Origin of the sequence: Luteimonas sp. 8-5 (genome assembly GCF_029763755.1) — a bacterium.
Taxonomy (GTDB): Bacteria; Pseudomonadota; Gammaproteobacteria; order Xanthomonadales; family Xanthomonadaceae; genus Cognatiluteimonas.
The window spans coordinates 1-21,372 of the sequence record NZ_JARUVM010000056.1; the positions used below are offsets into that span (position 1 = coordinate 1).

Annotated in this window: 19 protein-coding genes and 1 pseudogene; 10 read left to right on the plus strand and 10 right to left on the minus strand. The window is 70.0% G+C overall.

Annotation, left to right across the window (positions count from 1 at the left end; translation table 11 throughout):
- Positions 1–857: pseudogene (locus QAA18_RS07590) on the minus strand (ATP-dependent DNA helicase RecG); the annotation flags it as partial.
- Positions 857–1,672, minus strand: coding sequence for a universal stress protein (locus QAA18_RS07595; protein ID WP_279412303.1), 816 nt, complete (start codon positions 1,670–1,672; stop codon positions 857–859). The pseudogene QAA18_RS07590 and the gene QAA18_RS07595, both read right to left, overlap by 1 nt.
- Positions 1,673–1,745: 73 nt before the next feature.
- On the opposite strand from QAA18_RS07595, the gene QAA18_RS07600 reads away from it, so the two are divergent.
- The 6 genes from QAA18_RS07600 to mnhG are packed head-to-tail and all read left to right on the plus strand — an operon-like array spanning position 1,746 to position 7,698.
- Positions 1,746–4,649, plus strand: a complete 2,904-nt coding sequence (locus QAA18_RS07600) for a monovalent cation/H+ antiporter subunit A (RefSeq protein WP_279412304.1) — start codon at positions 1,746–1,748, stop codon at positions 4,647–4,649.
- Positions 4,649–4,990: a Na+/H+ antiporter subunit C gene (locus tag QAA18_RS07605; RefSeq protein WP_279412305.1), complete on the plus strand. Its 342-nt coding sequence runs from the start codon at positions 4,649–4,651 to the stop codon at positions 4,988–4,990. The genes QAA18_RS07600 and QAA18_RS07605 overlap by 1 nt, the downstream gene beginning before the upstream one ends.
- Positions 4,987–6,585, plus strand: a complete 1,599-nt coding sequence (locus QAA18_RS07610) for a monovalent cation/H+ antiporter subunit D (protein ID WP_279412306.1) — start codon at positions 4,987–4,989, stop codon at positions 6,583–6,585. Before QAA18_RS07605 ends, QAA18_RS07610 begins: the two co-directional genes overlap by 4 nt.
- Positions 6,582–7,070, plus strand: coding sequence for a Na+/H+ antiporter subunit E (locus QAA18_RS07615; RefSeq protein ID WP_279412308.1), 489 nt, complete (start codon positions 6,582–6,584; stop codon positions 7,068–7,070). Before QAA18_RS07610 ends, QAA18_RS07615 begins: the two co-directional genes overlap by 4 nt.
- Positions 7,067–7,348: a K+/H+ antiporter subunit F gene (locus QAA18_RS07620; RefSeq protein ID WP_279412309.1), complete on the plus strand. Its 282-nt coding sequence runs from the start codon at positions 7,067–7,069 to the stop codon at positions 7,346–7,348. Before QAA18_RS07615 ends, QAA18_RS07620 begins: the two co-directional genes overlap by 4 nt.
- Entirely contained in the window at positions 7,345–7,698 is a 354-nt protein-coding gene (mnhG, locus tag QAA18_RS07625) for a monovalent cation/H(+) antiporter subunit G (protein ID WP_279412310.1), read from the plus strand. Before QAA18_RS07620 ends, mnhG begins: the two co-directional genes overlap by 4 nt.
- Positions 7,699–7,702: 4 nt before the next feature.
- Here the strand turns inward: mnhG and QAA18_RS07630 are convergent, their stop codons facing one another.
- The 5 genes from QAA18_RS07630 to QAA18_RS07650 all read right to left on the minus strand — a co-directional run bounded on the left by QAA18_RS07630 (position 7,703) and on the right by QAA18_RS07650 (position 12,350).
- On the minus strand, positions 7,703–8,101 hold the full coding sequence (locus QAA18_RS07630; protein WP_279412311.1) for a RidA family protein: 399 nt from the start codon (positions 8,099–8,101) through the stop codon (positions 7,703–7,705).
- 9 nt (positions 8,102–8,110) lie between these two features.
- The gene (locus QAA18_RS07635) at positions 8,111–10,315 is read right to left on the minus strand and encodes a bifunctional (p)ppGpp synthetase/guanosine-3',5'-bis(diphosphate) 3'-pyrophosphohydrolase (RefSeq protein ID WP_279412312.1); all 2,205 of its coding nucleotides are present in this window, start codon (positions 10,313–10,315) and stop codon (positions 8,111–8,113) included.
- 164 nt (positions 10,316–10,479) lie between these two features.
- On the minus strand, positions 10,480–10,779 hold the full coding sequence (gene rpoZ / locus QAA18_RS07640; protein ID WP_279412313.1) for a DNA-directed RNA polymerase subunit omega: 300 nt from the start codon (positions 10,777–10,779) through the stop codon (positions 10,480–10,482).
- Positions 10,780–10,881: 102 nt separating this feature from the next.
- Positions 10,882–11,496 carry a guanylate kinase gene (gene gmk, locus QAA18_RS07645; protein WP_279412319.1) on the minus strand — a complete coding sequence of 205 codons (615 nt, stop codon included), beginning with the start codon at positions 11,494–11,496 and terminating at the stop codon, positions 10,882–10,884.
- 5 nt (positions 11,497–11,501) lie between these two features.
- On the minus strand, positions 11,502–12,350 hold the full coding sequence (locus QAA18_RS07650) for a YicC/YloC family endoribonuclease (protein ID WP_279412320.1): 849 nt from the start codon (positions 12,348–12,350) through the stop codon (positions 11,502–11,504).
- A gap of 129 nt (positions 12,351–12,479) precedes the next feature.
- On the opposite strand from QAA18_RS07650, the gene rph reads away from it, so the two are divergent.
- The 3 genes from rph to hemW are packed head-to-tail and all read left to right on the plus strand — an operon-like array spanning position 12,480 to position 14,975.
- A complete protein-coding gene (rph, locus tag QAA18_RS07655; protein ID WP_279412314.1) occupies positions 12,480–13,223 on the plus strand; it encodes a ribonuclease PH in 744 nt (247 codons plus the stop codon).
- 10 nt (positions 13,224–13,233) lie between these two features.
- Positions 13,234–13,818 (plus strand): RdgB/HAM1 family non-canonical purine NTP pyrophosphatase, encoded by a 585-nt coding sequence (gene rdgB / locus QAA18_RS07660; protein ID WP_279412321.1) that lies wholly within the window; start codon positions 13,234–13,236, stop codon positions 13,816–13,818.
- A complete protein-coding gene (gene hemW, locus QAA18_RS07665; RefSeq protein WP_279412322.1) occupies positions 13,815–14,975 on the plus strand; it encodes a radical SAM family heme chaperone HemW in 1,161 nt (386 codons plus the stop codon). The genes rdgB and hemW overlap by 4 nt, the downstream gene beginning before the upstream one ends.
- 350 nt (positions 14,976–15,325) lie before the next feature.
- Here hemW and QAA18_RS07670 read toward each other — a convergent pair whose 3' ends face one another.
- Positions 15,326–17,896, minus strand: a complete 2,571-nt coding sequence (locus QAA18_RS07670) for an EAL domain-containing protein (protein ID WP_279412315.1) — start codon at positions 17,894–17,896, stop codon at positions 15,326–15,328.
- 135 nt (positions 17,897–18,031) lie between these two features.
- On the opposite strand from QAA18_RS07670, the gene pepQ reads away from it, so the two are divergent.
- Positions 18,032–19,357 carry a Xaa-Pro dipeptidase gene (gene pepQ, locus QAA18_RS07675; protein ID WP_279412316.1) on the plus strand — a complete coding sequence of 442 codons (1,326 nt, stop codon included), beginning with the start codon at positions 18,032–18,034 and terminating at the stop codon, positions 19,355–19,357.
- Here the strand turns inward: pepQ and QAA18_RS07680 are convergent.
- Together QAA18_RS07680 and QAA18_RS07685 are read right to left on the minus strand one after the other, a co-directional pair.
- Positions 19,354–20,676, minus strand: a complete 1,323-nt coding sequence (locus tag QAA18_RS07680) for an aminopeptidase P N-terminal domain-containing protein (RefSeq protein ID WP_279412317.1) — start codon at positions 20,674–20,676, stop codon at positions 19,354–19,356. The two genes, pepQ and QAA18_RS07680, sit on opposite strands and share 4 nt — an antisense overlap.
- A gap of 4 nt (positions 20,677–20,680) precedes the next feature.
- Positions 20,681–21,220, minus strand: a complete 540-nt coding sequence (locus QAA18_RS07685) for a UPF0149 family protein (protein ID WP_279412318.1) — start codon at positions 21,218–21,220, stop codon at positions 20,681–20,683.
- Positions 21,221–21,372: the final 152 nt, after the last annotated feature.

Consider the following 21,372-nt stretch of genomic DNA (forward strand, 5'->3'; position numbering starts at 1 on the left):
AACACGCGCGCCTGCGCGCCGGTCAGCGCGAACGGCAGCGAGGCACGCAGGCGTTCGGCCAGTCCGTTGCCGTCGAGCACCGCCGCCGCGTTGTCCTGCAGCGCGATGCGCTGGCGGCGCAGGCTCAGGTGGTGGGCCAGCAGTTCCTCGATCGCCAGCCGCCGCTGCGCAGGATGGGTGCCGGCCAGCAAGGCGGCCACGTCGGCATCGCGCGGTGGACGATGCACGGTGCGCAGCGCCTCGCGCAGCGACGGCAGGCCGAGGCCGGCAAGCGCATCGGCCGGCAGCAGCTCCAGCGCCGCCTCGTCGGGCAGGCGGTCCAGGGCCAGGCCGACCAGCCGCCGTACCGATGCCGGCCCGACGCCTTCGATCGCCGGATAGACGGGCGCCAGGCGATCGTCGAGCGCCTCGTCGTCGGCGCCCAGCACGCGGTAGGCGGGATGCACCATCTCCAGGCCGTGCTGCCCAGGCCGCGGCGTGCCGTAGCAGCGCACCCGCGTACCCGGCGCGAACTGCGCCACCTGCGCGGCGCGGAAATGGAAGAAGCGCAGCACCAGGGTGGCGCGCGAAGCGTCGACGATCGCCACCCGCAGCATCGGCCGGTATCGGAAACCGCGGTCGACCGCGGCGACCGTGCCCTCGACCTGTGCCGCTGCGCCGGGTTGCAGGTTGCGGATCGGCGTGAGCGCGGTGCGGTCCTCGTATTGACGTGGCAGGTGCAGCCAAAGGTCCTGCAACGACAGCAGGCCGCGCGCGGCGAGTTTCTCCGCGATGCGGGGGCCGACGCCTGGCAGGGCCCCCAGCGGTGCGTGTGCGGGATCGGTGGAAAGTGCGCGGTCCGGCATGGATCGGGGCATCACTCCGCAGCCGGTGCGCGCACCACGAGCACGTCGGTGGGCATGGTGCGCACGATGCGCCGCGTCGTGCCGCCGGCGACGATCCTGGCGGCGATGCCGCGCCGGAAGGCGCCGATCACCGCGAGCTCGTCGTCGCCGGACAGCGCGCGTTCGCGCAGCGCGAGTTCGGGATGGGCGTGCTCGACCGCCAGGCGCATGCGCTTGCGCAACTCCGGCTCGATGTCGGCACCGGCCGCGAAGGCTTCGATGGTTTCCTGTTCCATGCGCAGCAGGTCGGCGCTGCGCGACGGCGACAGCCACAGCGATTCGTACGGGATGTCGAGCGCGTGCAGCACGGTGAAGTCGGCCAGCGGGAACAGGGCCGCCGCAGCTTCCAGGCCGTGCCGCGACTCGGGGGTCAGGTCGGTCCCGACCAGCACCCGCCGGTAGGGCATGCGCGCACGCCGCCGCACGACCAGGGTCGATACCGGCGACCTTTCGACCAGGGCCTCGACGATCCCGCGCGACGCGCGTCCCGAGGGCTCGTCGGCATCGCCGAGCACGACCAGGTCGCAGCGCTCCCGGTTCGCCACCTGCAGGATCACCTCGACCGGCTCGCCCTCGTGGACGTGGATGCGCGTATCGGCCAGGTCGCCGCCCAGTTCCCGGCGGATGCGCTCGATGGCCGGCCCGGGCGGCTCGGGCGAACGCGGCATCGCGTGCACCGCCTGCAGCGGCACCTGCCACTGCGCCGCAAGCTGCTGCGCACGCTCCAGCGCACGGTCGCTGCCGGCGCCCAGGTCGTGCGCGACCAGGATTCGTTCGAAGCGGAACATGGGCGCAACGATTGCACAAAATGCAGGGGCTGGCGACTAGAATCGGAGGTCGCCCGAACGACCGGACCCCGCCGTGCAAAGCGCCATCCTCTGGATGCCATTCGCGGCCAGCGCGCTCGTCTTCGCGCTGCGCGCACGCGGCCGCAACGTGGCCGCGTGGCTGATGACCTGCACGGCGCTGGCCTGCCTGGCGCTGACGCTGTCGCTGTATCCGGCGATCGTCGACGGCGAGGTGCTGCGCACGTCCGCGGCGTGGGTTCCCTCGCTGGGGTTGGATTTCAGCCTGCGCGTGGACGGCTTCAGCTGGTTGTTCATGTTGCTGGTCTGCGGGATCGGGACGCTGGTCGGCGTCTACGCGCGCTACTACATGGCACCGGACGATCCGCTGTCGCGCCTGTTCGCGCTGCTGCTGGCCTTCATGGGCGCGATGCTCGGCATCGTGATGTCGGGCAACGTGATCCAGCTGGTGTTCTTCTGGGAACTGACCAGCCTGTTGTCGTTCCTGCTCATCGGCTACTGGCACAACGGCGCTTCGGCGCGCGACGCCGCGCGCACCGCGCTGGTCGTCACCTCCGCCGGCGGCTTCTGCCTGCTGGCCGGCGTGATGATGCTGGGCCACATCGTGGGCAGCTACGAACTGGACGCGATCCTCGCCGCCGGCGCCCAGGTGCGCGCGCACCCGCTGTACGTGCCGGCGCTGGTGCTGGTGTTGCTGGGTGCGTTCACCAAGAGCGCGCAGTTCCCGTTCCATTTCTGGCTGCCGCAGGCGATGTCGGCGCCGACGCCCGTTTCCGCCTACCTGCATTCGGCGACGATGGTGAAGGCCGGCGTGTTCCTGCTGGTGCGCTTCTGGCCGGTGCTGGCCGGCACCGACGAATGGTTCTGGATCGTCGGCGGCGCCGGCCTGGCGACGCTGGTCCTGGGCGCGTACCAGGCGATGTTCCAGCACGACCTGAAAGCGGTACTGGCGTACTCGACCATCAGCCACCTGGGCCTGATCACCATGCTCGCGGGCATGGGCAGCACTCTGGGCGTGGTCGCGGCGATCTTCCATATCGTCAACCACGCCACCTTCAAGGCCTCGCTGTTCATGGCCGCCGGCGCGGTGGATCACGAAGCCGGCACGCGCGACCTGCGCGAACTGGGCGGACTGCGCCGCTTCATGCCGATCACCGCGACCCTGGCCCTCGTCGCTGGCGCGGCGATGGCGGGGGTGCCGCTGCTCAACGGCTTCCTGTCCAAGGAAATGTTCTTCGCCCAGACCCTGGTGACACAGCGCGGTCCATTGCCGGGCCTGGTGCCGGTGCTCGCAGTCGCGGCCAGTGCCTTCGGCGTGGTGTATTCGCTGCGCTTCGTGCGCGGGGTGTTCTTCGGACCGGTGCCGGCGAACCTGCCGCGCCAGCCACATGAGCCGCGGCGCTGGATGCGCGTGCCGATCGGGCTGCTGGCGCTGGCCTGCCTGCTGGTCGGCATCCTGCCCGGGCGGGTGATCGGCCCGTCGCTTTCGGCGGCGGCACAATCGGTGCTGGGCATGCAGACGCCGGAATTCAGCCTGTCGGTCTGGCACGGCTGGAACACGCCGCTGCAGATGAGCTTCGTCGCCTTCGCCTTCGGCCTCGTGCTCTACGGCGCGATGCGCAGCTGGTTCGACCGCTGCAGGCACGCGCCGCTGATCGGCGCGGTCAGCGCGCGACGCATCTTCGAGCGCGGCCTGGTCCTGTTCGGCGCGGAACTTCCTGCGCGCCTGGAGCGGCGCCTGTTCCCCGGCCGGCGCCTGCAGGTGCAGTTGTTGCTGATCGTGCTCGCGGCGCTCGTCGCCGGCAGCCTGGCCGCCAGCACCGCGCCCTTCGACAACCCGGCACCGCGCCTGGACGCGATCGACCCGGCGTTCGCCCTGTTGTGGATGCTGGGCTCGGCGTGCGCGATCGGCGCCGCGGCGCAGGCCAAGTTCCACCGCCTCGCGGCCCTGATCCTGACCGGCGGCGCCGGCCTGGTGTCGTGCGTGAGTTTCGTCTGGCTTTCGGCGCCCGACCTGGCGGCGACGCAACTGCTGGTGGAAGTGGTGACCACGATCCTGATCCTGCTCGGCCTGCGCTGGCTGCCCAAGCGCATCCAGGGCCTGTCGCCGGATCCGCCGCTGGCCCGGCTCAAGCGCTGGCGCGACGCCGTGATCGCGCTGGTGGTCGGCGGCGGCGTCGCCGCGCTGGCCTACGCGGTGATGACGCACCCGGCCGACTCGATCTCGCGCTTCTTCCTCGAGCGTTCCTATACCGAGGGCGGCGGGCGCAACGTGGTGAACGTCATCCTGGTCGACTTCCGCGGCTTCGACACGATGGGCGAGATCACCGTGCTGGCCATCGTCGCGCTGACCGTGTTCGTGCTCCTGCGCCGCTTCCGTCCAGCCGCCGAAAGCATCAGCACGCTGCGCCTGCAGCGGCGCAATTCGCTGGTGGATCCGGCCGGCTCCGACCTGCTCACCGACCAGTCCGGCGCGGGCTACCTGATGATTCCGGGCCTGATCGTGCAGCTGATGTTCCCGGTGATCCTGCTGTTCGGCATCCACCTGTTCCTGCGCGGGCACGACCTGCCCGGCGGCGGGTTCGCCGCGGGCATCACCGTGTCCGTGGCGCTGATCCTGATGTACATGGCGCGCGGCGCGCGCTGGGTCGAGGCGCGCCTGCGGGTGCGTCCGGTGCGCTGGATCGCGATCGGGCTGCTGCTCGCAGCCGGCACGGGCCTGGGCGCGCTGGCGTTCGACCAGCCGTTCCTGACTTCGCACTTCCAGTACGCCGAACTGCCGCTGTTGGGCCGGATTCCGCTGGCGACGGCAGTACTGTTCGACCTGGGCGTGTTCTGCCTGGTGGTCGGCGCCACGACCCTCATGCTCATCGCACTGGCGCACCAGTCTCTGCGGCGCCCGCGCAACACGATCGTCGTCGGCGCCGACGGTACCCTGCAGGTGGAGGACAACGGCTGATGGAACTCATCCTCGCCATGGCCATCGGCGTGCTCACCGCTTCGGGCGTGTGGCTGCTGCTGCGCCCGCGCACCTTCCAGGTGATCATCGGCCTGACCCTGGTTTCCTACGCGGTGAACCTGTTCATCTTCTCCACCGGCGGCCTGCGCACCGGCGCCGACCCGGTGTTGCGCGAAATCGCCGGCAACATCGCGCAGTACACCGATCCGCTGCCGCAGGCGCTGGTGCTGACCGCGATCGTGATCGGGTTTGCCACCACCGCGCTGTTCCTGGTGGTGCTGCTGACCTCGCGCGGACTGGCGGGCAACGACCACGTCGACGGCAAGGACGGCACGCCTTGAGTCCGCACCTGCTCGTCGTCCCCATCGTGCTGCCGCTGCTCGCGGCCGCGTTGCAGCTGCTTGCCGGCGAGCGCAGGCAGCGCACCGTGGTGGTGCTCGGCCTGGCGTCGTGCCTCGGCCTGGTCGCGACCGCCATCGCCCTGCTCTGGCACAGCGAGGCGGAGGACGCGATAGCGGCGGTATACCGCCTCGGCGACTGGCCGGCCCGTTTCGGCATCGTGCTGGTGGCCGACCGTCTTTCGGTGCTGATGCTGCTGCTGACATCCGTGGTCGCGCTCGCGGTGCTGCCCGCCGCGCTCGGCCGCTGGCAGCAGCGCGGCAACTATTTCCAGCCGCTGTTCCAGTTCCTGCTGATGGGCCTCAACGGCGCCTTCCTCACCGGCGACCTGTTCAACCTGTTCGTGTTCTTCGAGGTGCTGCTGGCCGCCTCCTACGGACTGGCGCTGCACGGTTCGGGCCAGCGACGGGTGGGCGCGGGGCTGCACTACATCGCGGTCAACCTCGCCGCGTCGATGCTGTTCCTGCTCGGGGTCAGCCTGATCTTCGGCGTCACCGGCACGCTGAACATGGCGGCGCTGGCGCAACTGGTGCCGGGCGTGCCGGAGAACACGCGCGCCCTGCTGCATGCCGGCGCCGCGATCCTCGGCATCGCCTTCCTGGTCAAGACCGCGATGTGGCCGCTGGGCTTCTGGCTGCCCCGCACCTATGCCGCATCCGTGCCGGCCGTGGCCGCGATGTTCGCGCTGATGACCAAGGTCGGCATCTACGTGCTGCTGCGCCTGGGCTCGCTGTTGTTCGGCGGGGACGCGGGCATTTCCAGCTACTTCGGCAGCGACTGGTTGCTCTGGGGCGGCGTGGCGACGATCGTGGCCGGCAGCATCGGCATGCTCGGTGCGCGCGACCTGGGCAAGCTGGCCGGCTACAACGTGCTGGTGTCGTCGGGCACCCTGCTCGGCGCGGTGGCCCTGCACGATCCGGCGGTCACTGCCGGAGCGCTGGGTTACCTGGTCGTGTCCACCCTCGGCATCGCCGCGCTGTTCCTGGTCGCCGGGCTGACCGCACCCGAAGGCGACGAAGAGGAGGACGACGCACTGCAGCTCGAACCCTATGAGCCGCCGGGTAGCGATGGACGCACCGACGAGCTGTACGCCGAGGAGGACGAGAGCCGCGTGGTCATTCCGGCGCCGGTGGCGATGCTGGCGCTGAGTTTCCTGCTGTGCTCGCTGCTGCTGGCCGGGTTGCCGCCGCTGTCCGGTTTCCTGGCCAAGTTCGCGATGCTGGCGCCGATGCTCGGCTCGCCGCAGCGTGACGGCACCCTGCTGCTGTTCGCGCTGGTGATCGCCTCCGGGCTGTGCACGGTGATCGCCATGTGCCGCGCCGGCATCTACGTGTTCTGGGCCGACCAGGAGCGCCGCTTCCCGCAGGCGCGGGTGACCGAGGTGGCCGCGATCGCGCTGCTGCTCGGCCTGTGCCTGCTGCTCACCGGATTCGCGCGCGCGCCACTGGAATTCCTGCACGAGACCGCACGCCAGGTGCACGATGCGCGCAACTACATCGGCGACGTGCTGCCGGATGCGGCGGAGGCGCGGCCATGATCGCGCGCATCCTGCCCTATCCCCTGCTGTCGACCGTGCTGGCGGTGATGTGGATGGTGCTGAACCAGTCCATGGCGCCGGGCACGATCCTGCTGGGCGCCGTGCTCGGCGTCGTCCTCGCACGGGCCTATGGGGTACTTCAGCCGCCGAAGGCGCGCGCGCGCAACCCGTGGGCGGCACTGCGCCTGTTCGCACGGGTGGTCGTCGACATCACGCGCTCGAACCTTGCCGTGGCGCGGCTGATCCTGGCAGGCAGGCGAGAGATCAATTCCGGCTTCGTGTCGATTCCGCTGGTCCTCACCGACCGCCATGGCCTGGCGGTGCTGGCGTGCATCATCACTTCGACGCCGGGCACGGTCTGGGTCAGCTACGACGCGCGCGGCAGCGTGCTGCTGATCCATGTCCTGGACCTGGTCAACGAGGACACCTGGATCGAAACGATCCAGCGCCGTTATGAATCCTTGCTGCTGGAGATCTTCGAATGAGCCAGGCCTTCCTCGCATCGACCATCGTCGCCGCCCAGGTCCTGCTGCTGCTGGCCATGGGTTTCTCGATCGTGCGCATGATGCGCGGGCCGCGCGCGCAGGACCGCGCGCTGGCGCTGGACACCTTCTACGTGAACGCGATGATCCTGCTACTCACCGTCGGCATCCGCACCGGCAGCCCGATGTACTTCGAGGCGGCGCTGATCATCGCCCTGCTCGGCTTCGCCAGCACCATGGCGGTGTCCAAGTTCCTGATGCGCGGCGAGGTGATCGAATGAACCACCTGGAACTGTTGCCGCCGTGGGCCGCCGTCGCCGTCGCCGTGCTGGCGCTGGCCGGCGCGGCCCTGTCCTTCATCGGCTCGCTGGGCCTGCTGCGCCTGGGAAATTTCTACCAGCGGGTGCATGCGCCGACCCTGGCCACGACGATGGGCACGTTCCTGATGGTCGCCGCCTCGGTGACCTGCTTCTCGGTGCTGCACGGACGGCCGGTGCTGCACGAGATCCTGATCGGCGCGTTCCTCACGGTGACCACGCCGATCACGCTGATGCTGCTGGTGCGCGCAGCCCTGTACCGCGACCGCGAGGAAGGTTCGGAAGTGGTACCGCGATCGCCGCGGCGCCAGTGAAGGCTCAGCCCAGGACCATGACCGCGTCGACCTCGAACGCCGCGCCTCGCGGCAGCGCCGAAACCTCGATGGTGGAGCGCGCCGGATAGGGCTCCGAGAAATACTCGGCCATCACCGCGTTGACCTGCGAGAACTGCGACAGGTCGGTCAGGTACAGGCCGACCCGGACGATGTCGTCGAAGCTGCCGCCGGCCGCCTCGCACACCGCCTTGAGGTTGTCGAAGGCGCGACGGGCCTGGGCGGCGATGTCGCCGTCGACCAGGTTCCCGGTGGCCGGATCGATCGGCACCTGGCCGGAGAAGAACACGATGGAAGAAGCAGGCGTATTCCCGGCGCGGGTCGCCTGGGAGTACGGGCCGATGGCCGCGGGTGCGCGGTCGCTGTGGATGGCTTGTCTGGGCATGGCCCGATCTTACAGGCGCTGCACGCCGTACACCACGGCCAGGCGACGGACCTTGCGGATCACGTCGGCGATGTGGCGGCGGTCGCGGACCTCGATGGCGAAGCGGATCTGGGCGACGTTGCTGTCGCGCTCCAGGTATTCGACCCCGTCGATGTTCGACTCGGCCTGGGCGATCGCCGCTGCGACCTGGGCCAGGACGCCGGGGCGGTTCTCGACCTCGACCATCAGGGCGCTGTGGAAATCGCCGGAGACCTCGCGGTCCCAGCCGATGGCGATCCAGCGCTCGGGCGACTTGCGGTAGTCGGCCACGTTGGGGCAGTCGAGCCGGTGCACGACGATGCCCTTGCCGGTGGTGTGGTAGCCCATGATCTCGTCGCCGGGGATGGGCATGCAGCAGTTGGCGAAGGTGATCACGCCGCGCTCGTGGCCGGTGATCAGGATGCGGTCGCCGGGGATGCGGGCGCCGCCGGGCAGGCCTTCCTGCTGCGGGCGCTGCAAGGCCTCGACCAGGTCCGGCGTGGCCGGGTGCTCGATCGCCAGCACCCGGGCGACCTGGCCCGGCATGCGGTTGCCCAGCGCGATGTCCGCCAGCAACGCCTCCAGGCGCGGATAGCGGTTCTCGGCCAGGTAGGCGTCCAGGCGCTTCGGCGGCAGCCGGTCGAGCGACGTCTCCAGGCGCTCCAGCGCACGGTCCAGCATGCGGTGGCCGAGCTGCACGGCGTCCTCGTGCTCGAGCTGCTTGAGCTGGTGGCGGATGGCGGTGCGCGCCTTGCCGGTGACCACGAACTCCAGCCACTGCGGTTGCGGCGCCGCCGACTTCGCGGTGATCACCTCGATCTTCTGGCCGCTGCTCAGCTTGGTCCGCAACGGCACCAGCTTCTTGTCCACTCGCGCGGCGACCGCATGGTTGCCGACGTCGGTGTGCACCGTGTACGCGAAGTCCAGCGCGGTGGCGTTGCGCGGCAGGGAGAGGATGTCGCCCTTGGGCGTGAACAGGTAGACCTCGTCGGGGAACAGGTCGACCTTGACGTTCTCCAGGAACTCGAGCGAGGAGCCGGTGGCGCTCTGGCTCTCGAGCAGGCCGGCGATCCAGGAGTGGGCACGGGTGTGCGCGCTGTTGCCGCTGCCGCCGTGCTTGTACATCCAGTGCGCGGCGATGCCGCGCTCAGCGACCAGGTCCATGTCGGAGGTGCGGATCTGCACTTCGATCGGCGAACCGTAAGGCCCGAACAGCACGGTATGCAGCGACTGGTAACCGTTGGCCTTTGGGATGGCGATGAAGTCGCGGAAGCGCCCGTCCAGGGGCTTGAACACCGAATGCACCACCCCCAGCGCGTGGTAGCACGAGGGCACCGTGCCGACCACGATGCGGAAACCGAACACGTCCATCACCTGGTCGAAGCTCTTGCCTTCGGCGCGCATCTTCGAATAGATGCTCCACGGCGACTTCACCCGTCCGACCAGGCGGTACTCCAGGCCTTCGTTGGTGAGCCGCTGCGCGAGCTGCGCCTCGATCTTGGCCAGGGCCTCGCGCCGCACCAGCGGCTGGGTGCGGATGCGCTTTTCCAGCACCGCGTGGCGCCAGGGATGCAGCGCCCGGAACCCGAGGTTCTGCAACTCGGCCTTGACCAGGTTCATGCCCAGGCGCTGGGCGATGGGCGCGTAGATCTCCAGCGTCTCGCGGGCGATGCGTGCGCGCGCTTCCGGCGTCTGCGCGCCCAGCGTGCGCATGTTGTGCAGGCGGTCGGCGAGCTTGATCATGATCACGCGCAGGTCGCGCGCCATCGCCAGCATCATCTTGCGGAAGCTTTCGGCGGCCGCCTCCTGGCGGTCGGCGAACTGCAGCTTGTCCAGCTTGGTGACGCCGTCGACCAGCTCGGCCACCGTCTCGCCGAACTCGCCGGCGATGCTCTCGCGCGACAGCGGCGTGTCCTCCAGGGTGTCGTGCAGGATCGCCGCGACCAGGGTCTCGACGTCGACGTGCTGCTCGGCCAGAGCCGTCGCCACCGCAACCGGGTGGGTGATGTAGGGCTCGCCCGATCGCCGGTTCTGGCCGGCATGGGCCGCGGCGCCGATGGTCCAGGCCCGGCGCAGGACCGGGAGCTGGTCGGCCGGCAGGTAGGCGGCGGCCTGCTCAAGCACCCGCACGTAGTCCGGCACCGCGTCGGGCGACGCGGCGGCGGGCGCGGCATGGGCGGGATCGGCCGGGGTCATGGCCCGAGAGTAAAGCGGGAATAGGGAATAGGGAATGGGGAATGGGGAATGGTGGTTTTCATGCAGCCCGGAAACGAAAACGGCCCCGTTTCCGGAGCCGTTCACTGGGTCGGGAGCAGGCCATTCCCCATTCCCCCCATTCCCGCCACTCCCGCTTCCGGGCGTCAGTCGTCGCCCTTCGACAGGTCGTCGTCGGCGACCACTTCGGCGGCGGCCCACTCCAGCGCCTCGCGCTCCTTGCGCTCGCGCTCGGACTTGTCGACGGCATCGATATAGGGCTGGTCGATGCGGCGGGCGGCGATTTCGCGCAGCGCCAGCACGGTCGGCTTGTCGTTCGACTCGCTGTTGTCCAGCTGCGGCTCGACGCCGTTGGCGAGCTGGCGCGCGCGCTTGGCGGCCATCATGACGAGCTCGAAACGGTTGTCGACCACTTCCAGGCAATCTTCGACGGTGATGCGGGCCATGGGGCTCCCGGCGGCACTGGGCCGTCCGTAATGATGATGGGGACCGGAAATTCTACCGGCCAGGCCCGCCCCGTGCAAGCACTTCCTTGTAAAATCAGGCGTTTAGGGTCCCAGGAGGGCCTGGATCAGGGCTGCGTGGCGTTGCTGCTGGGATTCCCGGCGCAGCCGGCTGGCGCGGAAGATGGCGCACATCTCCCCCACGGCCACCTCGAACACCTCGTTGACGATGACGTAGTCGAACTCGTCGTAGTGGGACATCTCCTCGCGCGCGGCCGCCAGCCGCCGGGCGATGACCTCGTCGCTGTCCTGGCCGCGGGCGCGCATGCGCTGCTCCAGCGCCTCGCGCGACGGCGGCAGGATGAATACGCTGACCGCGCCGGGCACCTGTGCCCGCACCTGGCGCGCACCCTGCCAGTCGATTTCCAGCAGCACGTCGTGGCCGGCCGCCAGGAGCGGCTCCACGGACTGGCGTGCGGTACCTTTCCAGTCGCCGTGTACGCGCGCGTACTCGAAGAAATCGCCTGCCGCGACCATGCGCTCGAACTCGTCGGCGCTGACGAAGTTGTAGTGCTCGGCGTGGCGCTCGCCGGGGCGCGGCGCACGCGAGGTGAACGAGATCGACAGGCGGATGCCCGCGTCGCGCGCCAGGCAGGCGTTGACGATGCTCGATTTGCCGGCGCCCGACGGCGCCGCCACGATGTACAGGGTGCCCCGCATCATGTTCATTCGATGTTCTGGACCTGCTCGCGGACCTGGTCGATCAGCACCTTGAGCTCGATGGCCGCGGCCGAAGTGCGTGCATCCACCGATTTCGATCCCAGTGTATTGGCTTCGCGGTTGAATTCCTGCAGCAGGAAGTCCAGGCGCCGGCCGACCGGTTCGCGCTGGCCCAGCACCCTGCGGATCTCGGCGACGTGGCTGTCCAGGCGGTCGAGTTCCTCGTCGACGTCGAGCTTCTGCAGCCACAGCACCAGTTCCTGCTCCATCCGCCCGGGCTCGACCGGGTGCGGCAGGTCCGTCAGCCGCGCCTCGAGCTTCTGCCGCTGCCCGGCGCCGATCAGCGGCATCAGCGTGCGCACTTCGGCGGCGATGCGGGCGATCGCATCGACGCGCTCGCCGATCACTTCGGCCAGCTTCGCGCCCTCGCGTTCGCGCGCGGCGACGAACTGGTCGAGGGCCTCGTCCAGCACCGCCAGCGCGGCCGCCTGCAGCGCCTGCGGATCGTGGGAATTGCCGCCGACGACGCCAGGGAACTGCAACAGCTCGGCGAAGCCCACCTGCAGGCGCGGGAAACGCGCCTCGAGTTCGCGGGCGGCGGCGGCGAGCTGGTCGAGCATGGCCGCGTCCAGCTGCAAGGCGTCGGCGCCTTCGGGTGGACGCAGGCGCAGCACCAGGTCGACCTTGCCGCGGCTGGCGCGGGCCGCGACGCGTTCGCGCAGCACCGGTTCCAGCGCGCGCAGCTCGTCGGGCAGCCGCATGCCCACCTCCAGGAAACGGTGGTTGACCGCCCGCAGCTCGCACGCCAGGGTGCCGTCGGCGCTGGTGCGCTCGGCCGATGCGTAGGCGGTCATGCTGCGGACTGGCATCGTGGCTCCTGGTGGTGGCTGGCTCGGTAGTGGCTTGCTCGGGATCAGCCGGCCAAGCGTAGCGCACCCGGGCTAAACTGGCCGACCCACGCATCGCGCACAGGCCTCCCCCGCATGAACGACGACTTCCAGCGCCCCAGTGGCCGCACCCCCGCGCAGCTGCGCGAGGTCGGCATCACCCGCGGCTATACCCGGCACGCGGAGGGCTCGGTGCTGGTCGCCTTCGGCGGCACCCGCGTGCTGTGCACCGCCAGCGTCGAGAACCGCGTTCCCGCCTTCCTGCGCGGCAAGGGCGAGGGCTGGGTCACGGCGGAGTACGGCATGTTGCCGCGCGCCACCCATACCCGCAGCGACCGCGAGGCATCGCGCGGCAAGCAGGGTGGCCGCACGCTCGAGATCCAGCGCCTGATCGGCCGCAGCCTGCGCGCCTGCATCGACCGCAGCGCGCTGGGCGAGCGCACCATCACCCTGGACTGCGACGTCCTTCAGGCCGACGGCGGCACCCGAACCGCGGCCATCACCGGCGCCTACGTGGCGCTGGTCGATGCGGTGCGCTGGCTGCAGTCCCGCCGCGACCTGGCGCCCAAGGGCGGCCGCGACCCGATCTTCGGCGCCGTCGCCGCGGTGTCGGTCGGCATCTACCGCGGCGTGCCGGTGCTCGATCTCGATTACGACGAGGACTGCGACTGCGACACCGACATGAACGTGGTCATGAACGACGGCGGCGGCTTCATCGAATTGCAGGGCACGGCCGAGGGCCACGCCTTCCGCCGCGAGGAACTGGACGCCATGCTGGCGCTGGCCACGCAGGGCTGCACCGAACTGTTCGCCGCACAGCGGGCCGCGCTGGACGCCTGACGTGGACGCCATGCAACTGGTCCTGGCCAGCGGCAATGCCGGCAAGCTCGCCGAGTTGCGCGAACTGCTGGGCGGCGGCCGCTACGTGCTGCGCGCGCAGTCCGAATTCGGCGTGGCCGACGCCGAGGAGACCGGGCTGACGTTCGTCGAGAACGCACTGCTCAAGGCGCGGCACGCGTCGCGGGCGACCGGCTTACCGGCGCTGGGCGACGACTCCGGCCTGTGCGTGGACGCGCTGGGAGGGGCGCCGGGCCTGTATTCGGCGCGCTATGCGGGCGCACACGGGGATTCGGCCGCCAACATCGCGCGCCTGCTGCGCGAGCTCGAGGACGTTCCCGACGAAGCGCGGACCGCGCGCTTCCATTGCGTGCTGGCGCTGCTGCGCTCGCCCGATGATCCCCGCCCGGTCATCGTCGAGGGCAGCTGGGAAGGCAGGATCCTGCGCGCGCCGCGCGGCGACAACGGCTTCGGCTACGACCCGGTGTTCCTCGACCCGGAGAACGCGATGTCGGCGGCCGAGCTCGACCCGGCGATCAAGAACACCATCAGCCATCGCGGACGCGCACTGGCCGCGCTCAAGGCCCGCCTGGCCTGACCGTGCTCGCCACCCCGCCGCTGTCGCTGTACGTGCACCTGCCCTGGTGCGTGCGCAAGTGCCCCTACTGCGACTTCAACTCGCATGAAGGACGCGGCGCGCTGCCCTTCGCCGCCTATGTCGATGCGCTGGTCGCCGACCTCGACCACGACCTGCCGCTGGCCTGGGGCCGCACCGTGCACAGCGTGTTCTTCGGTGGTGGCACGCCCTCGCTGTTTCCGCCCGAAGCGATCGACGCCTTCCTGCAGCAGGCCAGCAGCCGGCTGCGCTTTGCTCCCGATGCCGAGATCACGCTCGAGACCAACCCGGGCACCGCCGAGCACGGTCGCTTCGAAGGCTATCGGGCCGCTGGCGTGAACCGGCTGAGCTTCGGCATCCAGAGTTTCGACGACGGTTGCCTGCGGGCACTGGGACGCATCCATGACAGCCGCGAGGCGGTGGCCGCGGTGGAACTGGCGCGCGAGGCCGGATTCGACAACTTCAACCTCGACCTGATGTACGCGCTGCCCGGCCAGACCCTGTCCATGGCCCAGGACGACGTCGCCCGCGCCATCGCACTGGCGCCGGCGCACATCTCGCACTACCAGCTGACGCTGGAATCCAACACCGTGTTCGCGGCGCGCCCGCCGGCCGGCATTCCGGACCACGATGCGGCCTGGGACATCCAGGAAGCCTGCCAGGCGATGCTGGCCGACGCCGGTTACGCGCAGTACGAAACCAGCGCCTACGCACGTCCGGGCCGGCAATGCGCGCACAACCTCAACTACTGGCGCTTCGGCGACTACCTGGGGATCGGCGCGGGCGCGCACGGCAAGCTGACCCTGGGGGCGGAGCAGGCGATCCTGCGCCGCTGGAAGCTCAAGCATCCCACCGCGTACCTGGCCCATGCCGGCACGGACGCGGCGATCGGTGGCGACGAGCGCATCGGGCCGGAGCGGCGCCCGTTCGACTTCATGCTCAATGCGCTGCGCCTCAACGAGGGCTTCGCGCTGTCGATGTTCGAGGCGCGCACCGGGCTGCCGCGCGGGGCGATCGCGGCGCAACTGCAAACGGCCATCGACCGAGGTTGGCTCGAATCCGAGGACGACCGCGTCGTCCCCACCGAATTCGGCCGCCGCTTCGCCAACGACGTCATCGAACTCTTCCTCGACGCGTAGCAGCGCGCCTTGCGCGCGAAGGTCTTTCGCGTGCTTACGCGGGAAAGGCGGTCCGCTTTGGCGAATGTCCCCCGGCCGGGCCTGCGGCCCGGCCTCCTCCTTGATTTCGCCAAAGCGCACCACCTTTCCCGCGTAAGCCCAGGGCCCCGTCGCGGCCGAAGCATCGACCCACGCGCTTGGCTCAGCGTCGTGGAATGGCCTTGCCCGAGACGGGACCGTCGGAGACATGGATGTCGACGACGAGGCTACATGGACGTACTCGCGCCGTGTCCCGGCTTGGGCAAGGCCATTCCGCGGCGCCCCGCACGTGAGCGGGCGGTTCGCCTTCGCTTCGCGCGCAAGGCGCGCTCCTACGGGCTTCGCTGGTAGAGGACGCGCTCGGGGCGGTGGATCGCGTAGCCCTGGCCGTAGTCGACGCCCAGCGAACGCAGGATCCCGACGATGCGCTCGCTGTCGACCCACTCGGCCACCACGTCCAGCCCCCTTTGGTGACCGATCTCCGTGATCGCATCCACGATCGAACGGCTCATCGGCTCGCTCTCCAGGTCGAGGATGAAGCTGCCGTCGATCTTGATCACGTCCACCGGCAGGTTCTTCAGGTAGCCGAACGACGACATTCCCGCGCCGAAATCGTCCAGCGCCACCTGGCAGCCGACGGCGCGCAGGCGTTCGATGAAGCGCACGGCACGTGCCAGGTTGCGCACCGCCTCGGTCTCGGTGATCTCGAAACACAACCGCTCTGGCGGCACGCCGTGGTGCCGGATGAGGTCGAGCACGTAGTCGGCCAGGTGTTCGTCCTCCAGCGTCGCCGCCGACAGGTTGAGTGCGCAGCGTCCCGGCGGCTTGCCGCTGGCGTGGAGACGGTCGAAATGGGCGATGGCCTCGCCGATCACCCAGCGGTCGAGTTCCGGCACCAGGCCGTAGCGCTCGGCGGCAGGCAGGAACGCGCCGGGGTTGACCACGCGGCCTTCCTCGTCGCGCAACCGCAGCAGCAACTCGATGTGCGGCTCGCCGTCGCCACCCGGCTGCAACGGCCGCAATTCCTGGTAGTCGAGCAGCAGCCGGCCTTCGGAAATCACCCAGCGCAGGCGGTTGGCCCACTCCATCTCGCTGCGCCTGCGGATGGTCTCGGCATCCTGGCCGGAGAACACGTGGACGCGATTGCGGCCATGGTCCTTGGCCGCGTAACAGGCGGTGTCGGCCTGGGCCAGTACTTCGCGCAGGGTCATGCCCGGCTGGTCGAGCATGACCACGCCGATGCTGGCGCTGATGGTGTAGCTGCGGTGCTCCCAGACGTAGACGTGGCTGGTGATGCGCAGGCGCAGGCGTTCGGCCAGGGCGGTCGCGCCGGCCTGGCCGGTGTCGTGCAGCAGCACGCCGAACTCGTCGCCACCCAGGCGCGCGAGCACGTCGCGCGGCCCCACCACCTCGGCCATCACCAGCGCAAGCTGGCTCAGCAGCTGGTCGCCGGCAAGGTGGCCGGAGGTGTCGTTGATCAGCTTGAACTGGTCGAGGTCGATGTACAGGAGCGCGTACGGCTGGGCGTCGTGCGCGAGCGACTGCAGCGCGCGCCGCACGTGGCGCTCGAACTCGCGGCGGTTGAACAGTTCGGTGAGGTTGTCGTGGCTGGCCTGGTAGCCGAGCAGTTCCGTCAACTGGCGCTGCTCGGACATGTCGCTGGCGACCATGAGCAGTCTTTGCTCGCCGCCGACGAGGATGCGCGCGATGGAGGTCGCCACCCAGAACCGGTCGCCGCCCAGCGACACCAGGACCGCGTCGACGTTGTTCCAGGCCTCGTCGCTGCCGCGGCCGCCGGTGTCCTCGCCGCGCAGCCGCCGCCGCAGCGTCGGATCCTCGAACAGCGACTCCAGCGCGACGCCGTTCTCGATGCCCGCACCCAGTCGCGCGCAGGCCGTATGGTTGGCATAGATGATGTGGCCGTCTTCCGGTCGCGCCAGCAGCACCAGCGCGGGCAGCAGGTCGTTCAGCGTGCGGAATTGCTGCTCGCTCTCGCGATAGCGGTGGCTCATCCGCCATCCCAGCTCCAGGGCGCGGCGGCGGGTTCCGGCGATGGACCACACCAGCAACGCGAACAGCAGGCTGGCCAGCATGCCCGGCCATAGCGCCGACTGCGGCCAGGCCAGGACCGGCGCCCTGCGCGGCTGCATCGATACCTGCCAGATGCGTCCGCCGAAATGCAGCTCGCGCATGATCGCGCGGCTCGACAGCGCGCCGCCGCCGGCATCCGAGTCGTAGAGGATCCGGTCGTCCTCGCTGTCCGACACGACCAGGCGCATCGCCTCCAGGTTGGTGGCGGGAATGGCGTCGGAGATCACCCGCCGGGCCAGCAGGGAAATCGCCAGGGAGCCGCGCAGGCGTTCGCGGCGCTCGGCCCTGGTGGAAGGGGAAGGCCCGGGCGCATACACCGGCAACCGCAGGGTCATGCCCTCGCCCGCCATGTCCGGCTCCGTGGCCTGGACCAGGTGGAAGGGCGCGGACATCGCCACGCGGTCGCTGTCCGCCGACGCCAGTACGGCGGCGAGGTTGTCGGGCTGGGTGGCCAGGTCCAGCCCCACGACGCGCGCATTGCCCTCGCGCGGCTGCACCAGGGTCGTGATGAAGCGGTCGGACGCGCCCTCCGGCCCCGGCCTGCGCTCGGCATAGGCCAGGGCCTGCAGGCTGGGGAATTCGCTGCGCGGGCGCAGGTTCTCGTAGAGGGTGGCGAACTCGTCCTCGGTCACGTCGTCGGACGCCAGGAACACCGTCTGCACGGACCGCAGCAGCAGTTCGCAGGCATGCAGGCTGTCGGCAATGGCGTCGAAACTCTCGTCGGCGAGTTTCGTGAATGCGGCCCCGCGCTCGGCGGCGGCGCGCTCGCGCTGCTGGCCCGAAACCCAGAAGGACAGCGCAATCCCGATCACCAGCGCCGCCAGCGCCCAGAACCAGGCCGGTGCGCCTGGCGACGGGGGCTGCGGATGCGCGTGCGGATGCGGTGGCGGCTGCAGGCCTTCCCCGGATCGGTCAGAATCGCTTGCTGGCCCCAAGGAAATCCCCCCATGACTTCCGCGCAATGGCCGATCTTATATCGGCAACACCTGACGACGATGCAGGACCGGGCCGCCTCCGCGCTGGCGCGGGCCGGGCTCGACCACCTGGTGGTTCCCAGCGGAACCCTGCACTACCAGTTCTTCGATGATCGCGATTATCCGTACGCGGTCAACCCGCAGTTCAAGGCGTGGCTGCCGCTGACCCGCAACCCGGGCAGCTGGCTCGTGTACACGCCGGGTGCGCGGCCGAAGCTGGTCTACCTGCAGCCGCGCGACTACTGGCACGTGGTGCCGAAGGCGCCGTCGGGTTACTGGACCACGCATTTCGACATCGTCGTGGTGCGCAAGGAAGAGGAAGCGCTGCAGCACCTTCCGGCCGATCCTTCGCGCTGCGCGATCCTGGGCGAGCCGCAATCGGCCCTGGGCGACTACGTGCCCGGCAACCCGGCCGCGGTCGTCGACTACCTGGAATACCACCGCGCGTACAAGACGCCGTACGAGATCGCGATGATGCGCGAGGCGACCAGGCGCGGCGTGCGCGGCCACCGTGCCGCCGAACGCGCGTTCCGCGCCGGCGCCAGCGAGTTCGGCATCCACCTCGCCTATTGCCAGGCGGCGGGACAGGACGCCAACGACCTGCCCTACGGCAACATCGTCGCCCTCAACGAGCACGGCGCGGTGCTGCACTACATGGACCGCGACCGCCTGCCGCCGTCGCCGGTACGCAGCTTCCTGATCGATGCCGGCGCCAGCCACGACGGCTACGCCTGCGACATCACCCGGACGTACTCGGCCAATTCGGGCGACGAGTTCCAGGCGCTGGTGGATGCCGTCGATGCCGCGCAGCTGCGGATGTGCGCGCAGGTGCGCGCCGGCGTCGACTACCGGCAGCTGCACCTGGATGCGCACCTGGCACTGGCCGGGATCCTGCGCGACTTCGGCATCGTCTCCCTGTCGCCGGAATCGGCGCTGGAAACCGGGGTCAGCTCGGCCTTCTTCCCGCACGGCATCGGCCACGGCATCGGCCTGCAGGTGCACGACGTCGCCGGCTTCGCCGCAAGCGAGAGCGGCGGCACGATCGACAAGCCGCCGGGCCATCCCTACCTGCGCCTGACCCGCACCCTGGAGCCGGGCATGGTGGTCACGATCGAGCCGGGCATCTATTTCATCGAGATGCTGCTCGAGGAGCTGCGCGCCGGCCCGCACGCCGCTGCGGTCGACTGGGCCCGGGTCGACGCGTTCCGGCCGTACGGCGGAATCCGGATCGAGGACGACGTGGTGTGCACGGACGGCGAGCCGGTGAACCTGACCCGCGAAGGCTTCGCCGCCGGTTAGCCGGCCATCAACGCTTCGATTTCGTCGGCACTGCGCGCCAGGCGCGCAGTCAGCACCTTGTGGCCGTCGCGGGTGACCAGCACGTCGTCCTCGATGCGGATGCCGATGCCGCGCCATTTGGCGGCCACGCTGGTGTCGTCCGGGGCGATGTAGAGGCCGGGTTCGATGGTGAACACCATGCCCGGTTCGAGCAGGCGCGATTGCCCATCGATGCGGTAGTCGCCGACATCGTGCACGTCCAGGCCGAGCCAGTGGCCGGTCTTGTGGCGGTAGAAGCGGCGGTAGGTGCCGCCGGCCACGTTTTTCTCCAGGTTGCCCTTGAGCAGGCCCAGGCGCAGCAGGCCCTCGGTGAGCGTGAGCACCGCCGCCTCATGCCCGGCTTCGTACGGCAGGCCGGGCCGCGCCTCGGCCAGCGCCGCGGCCTGCGCCTCGTGGACCAGGTCGTGCAGCGCACGCTGCTCCTTGCCGAAGCGTCCGCCGACCGGGAAGGTGCGGGTGATGTCGGCGGCATAGCCGCGATACTCCGCGCCAGCGTCGACCAGCACCAGGTCGCCTTCCTTCGACTGGGCGTTGTTGGCGACGTAGTGCAGGACGCAGGCATTGGCGCCGGCACCGACGATGCTGCCGTAGGCCGGGACCGCGTCGTGCATGCGGAACACGCGCTCGATCTCGGCCTGCAGTTCGTACTCGTGGACGCCGGGGCGTGCCGCACGCATCGCCGCCTCGTGCGCGCGCACGCTGATGTCGGCGGCGCGCTGCATCATCCGGATTTCGGCCGGCGACTTGAACAGGCGCAGCTCGTCGAGCAGGTGGCCGAGTTCGAGCAGCTCGTGCGGCGGCTGCGCACCGCTGCGCACCAGCGCGCGCACGCGGTTGACCCAGCCGATCAGCTTGATGTCGAACTCGGTGTCGTGGCCGAAGTGGTAGTAGACGCGGGTGCGCCCTTCCAGCAGGCCCGGCAGGATCTCGTCGAGGTCGTCGATCGGATACGCATCGTCGAAACCGAACGAATCTACGGCGCCCTCGGGGCCGTGGCGCGGGCCGTCCCAGCCCTCGCGATCCGGGTCGCGTTCGCGGCAGAACAGGATCGCCTCGCCGTGCGCGCGCCCCGGCACCAGTACCAGCACCGCCTGCGGCTCCGGAAAACCGGTCAGGTACCAGAAGTCGGAATCCTGGCGGTAGGGATAGTGGGTGTCGCGGCTGCGGATGCGTTCCGGTGCCGCCGGCAGCACCAGGATCGCGTCGTCGCCGGCAATGCGCATCAACTGGCGCCGCCTGCGTGCGTGTTCCCTGCTGTCGATCCCCGCGATCGGCTTCATCGATTCAGTTGAATTGCTGGCGATGGCGCGGCGCCAGGACGCAGTCGCCGTGCAGCAGCAGCGCCGCGACGCGCACGAACTCCTCGATCTCGGCCAGGGCGTCCTCGTCGTCCTGGTCGCCTTCTTCCTGCGGCATCGCCGCGGCCAGCCTGGCGAGGTCGGCGAGCGCTTCGGCGCCCTCCTCGGACAGCGGCGGATCCTTGCCCGCGGCCAGGCCGAAGCCGCCGAGGAAGCCGCGGCACCACTCGAACAGCGCCCCGCTGCGCTCGGCCAGCGCGGACTCGGCCGGCGGCAGCAGCAAGTCGAAGCCGAAGTCGCGATCCTCGAACTGGGCGGCGCTGGCTTCCCCGAGCCTGGCCAGCACCCCCTCGGCTGCCGGCAACCCGGGATCGGCCAGCACCCGCGACGGCCACGCAGGGCCCGGCTCGCCGCCGCCGGCCAGCCAGCCGCACAGGCCGCCATGCAGTTCCGGGGCGTCGGCACCATGGCCGAGCTTGCGCACGGCCGCTTCCACTTCGGCGTATGGGGGGAGGGACGCTGTCATGGCGCAAGTGTAGCGCCTGCCCCGGGGCCTTCGGCGGGCGCCTTGACCGGCCGTTCACGGCTGCCTATCGTGCCTGGATGGACCACGCCGAGTTGATCGCCCAGCTGCGCGCCATGGCCGTGCGAGTCGATGCACTGGCGACGCGTGCCCAG

Bases quoted from the DNA above. Each gene is read 5' to 3' on its own strand.
- QAA18_RS07620 (WP_279412309.1), top strand. From the start codon at position 7,067: ATGAGCCAGGCCTTCCTCGCATCGACCATCGTCGCCGCCCAGGTCCTG.
- QAA18_RS07635 (WP_279412312.1), bottom strand. From the start codon at position 10,315: ATGACCCCGGCCGATCCCGCCCATGCCGCGCCCGCCGCCGCGTCGCCC.
- mnhG (WP_279412310.1), top strand. From the start codon at position 7,345: ATGAACCACCTGGAACTGTTGCCGCCGTGGGCCGCCGTCGCCGTCGCC.
- rph (WP_279412314.1), top strand. From the start codon at position 12,480: ATGAACGACGACTTCCAGCGCCCCAGTGGCCGCACCCCCGCGCAGCTG.
- QAA18_RS07630 (WP_279412311.1), bottom strand. From the start codon at position 8,101: ATGCCCAGACAAGCCATCCACAGCGACCGCGCACCCGCGGCCATCGGC.
- QAA18_RS07595 (WP_279412303.1), bottom strand. From the start codon at position 1,672: ATGTTCCGCTTCGAACGAATCCTGGTCGCGCACGACCTGGGCGCCGGC.
- gmk (WP_279412319.1), bottom strand. From the start codon at position 11,496: ATGCGGGGCACCCTGTACATCGTGGCGGCGCCGTCGGGCGCCGGCAAA.
- rdgB (WP_279412321.1), top strand. From the start codon at position 13,234: ATGCAACTGGTCCTGGCCAGCGGCAATGCCGGCAAGCTCGCCGAGTTG.
- QAA18_RS07650 (WP_279412320.1), bottom strand. From the start codon at position 12,350: ATGACCGCCTACGCATCGGCCGAGCGCACCAGCGCCGACGGCACCCTG.
- rpoZ (WP_279412313.1), bottom strand. From the start codon at position 10,779: ATGGCCCGCATCACCGTCGAAGATTGCCTGGAAGTGGTCGACAACCGT.
- QAA18_RS07685 (WP_279412318.1), bottom strand. From the start codon at position 21,220: ATGACAGCGTCCCTCCCCCCATACGCCGAAGTGGAAGCGGCCGTGCGC.
- QAA18_RS07615 (WP_279412308.1), top strand. From the start codon at position 6,582: ATGATCGCGCGCATCCTGCCCTATCCCCTGCTGTCGACCGTGCTGGCG.
- pepQ (WP_279412316.1), top strand. From the start codon at position 18,032: ATGACTTCCGCGCAATGGCCGATCTTATATCGGCAACACCTGACGACG.
- QAA18_RS07605 (WP_279412305.1), top strand. From the start codon at position 4,649: ATGGAACTCATCCTCGCCATGGCCATCGGCGTGCTCACCGCTTCGGGC.
- QAA18_RS07680 (WP_279412317.1), bottom strand. From the start codon at position 20,676: ATGAAGCCGATCGCGGGGATCGACAGCAGGGAACACGCACGCAGGCGG.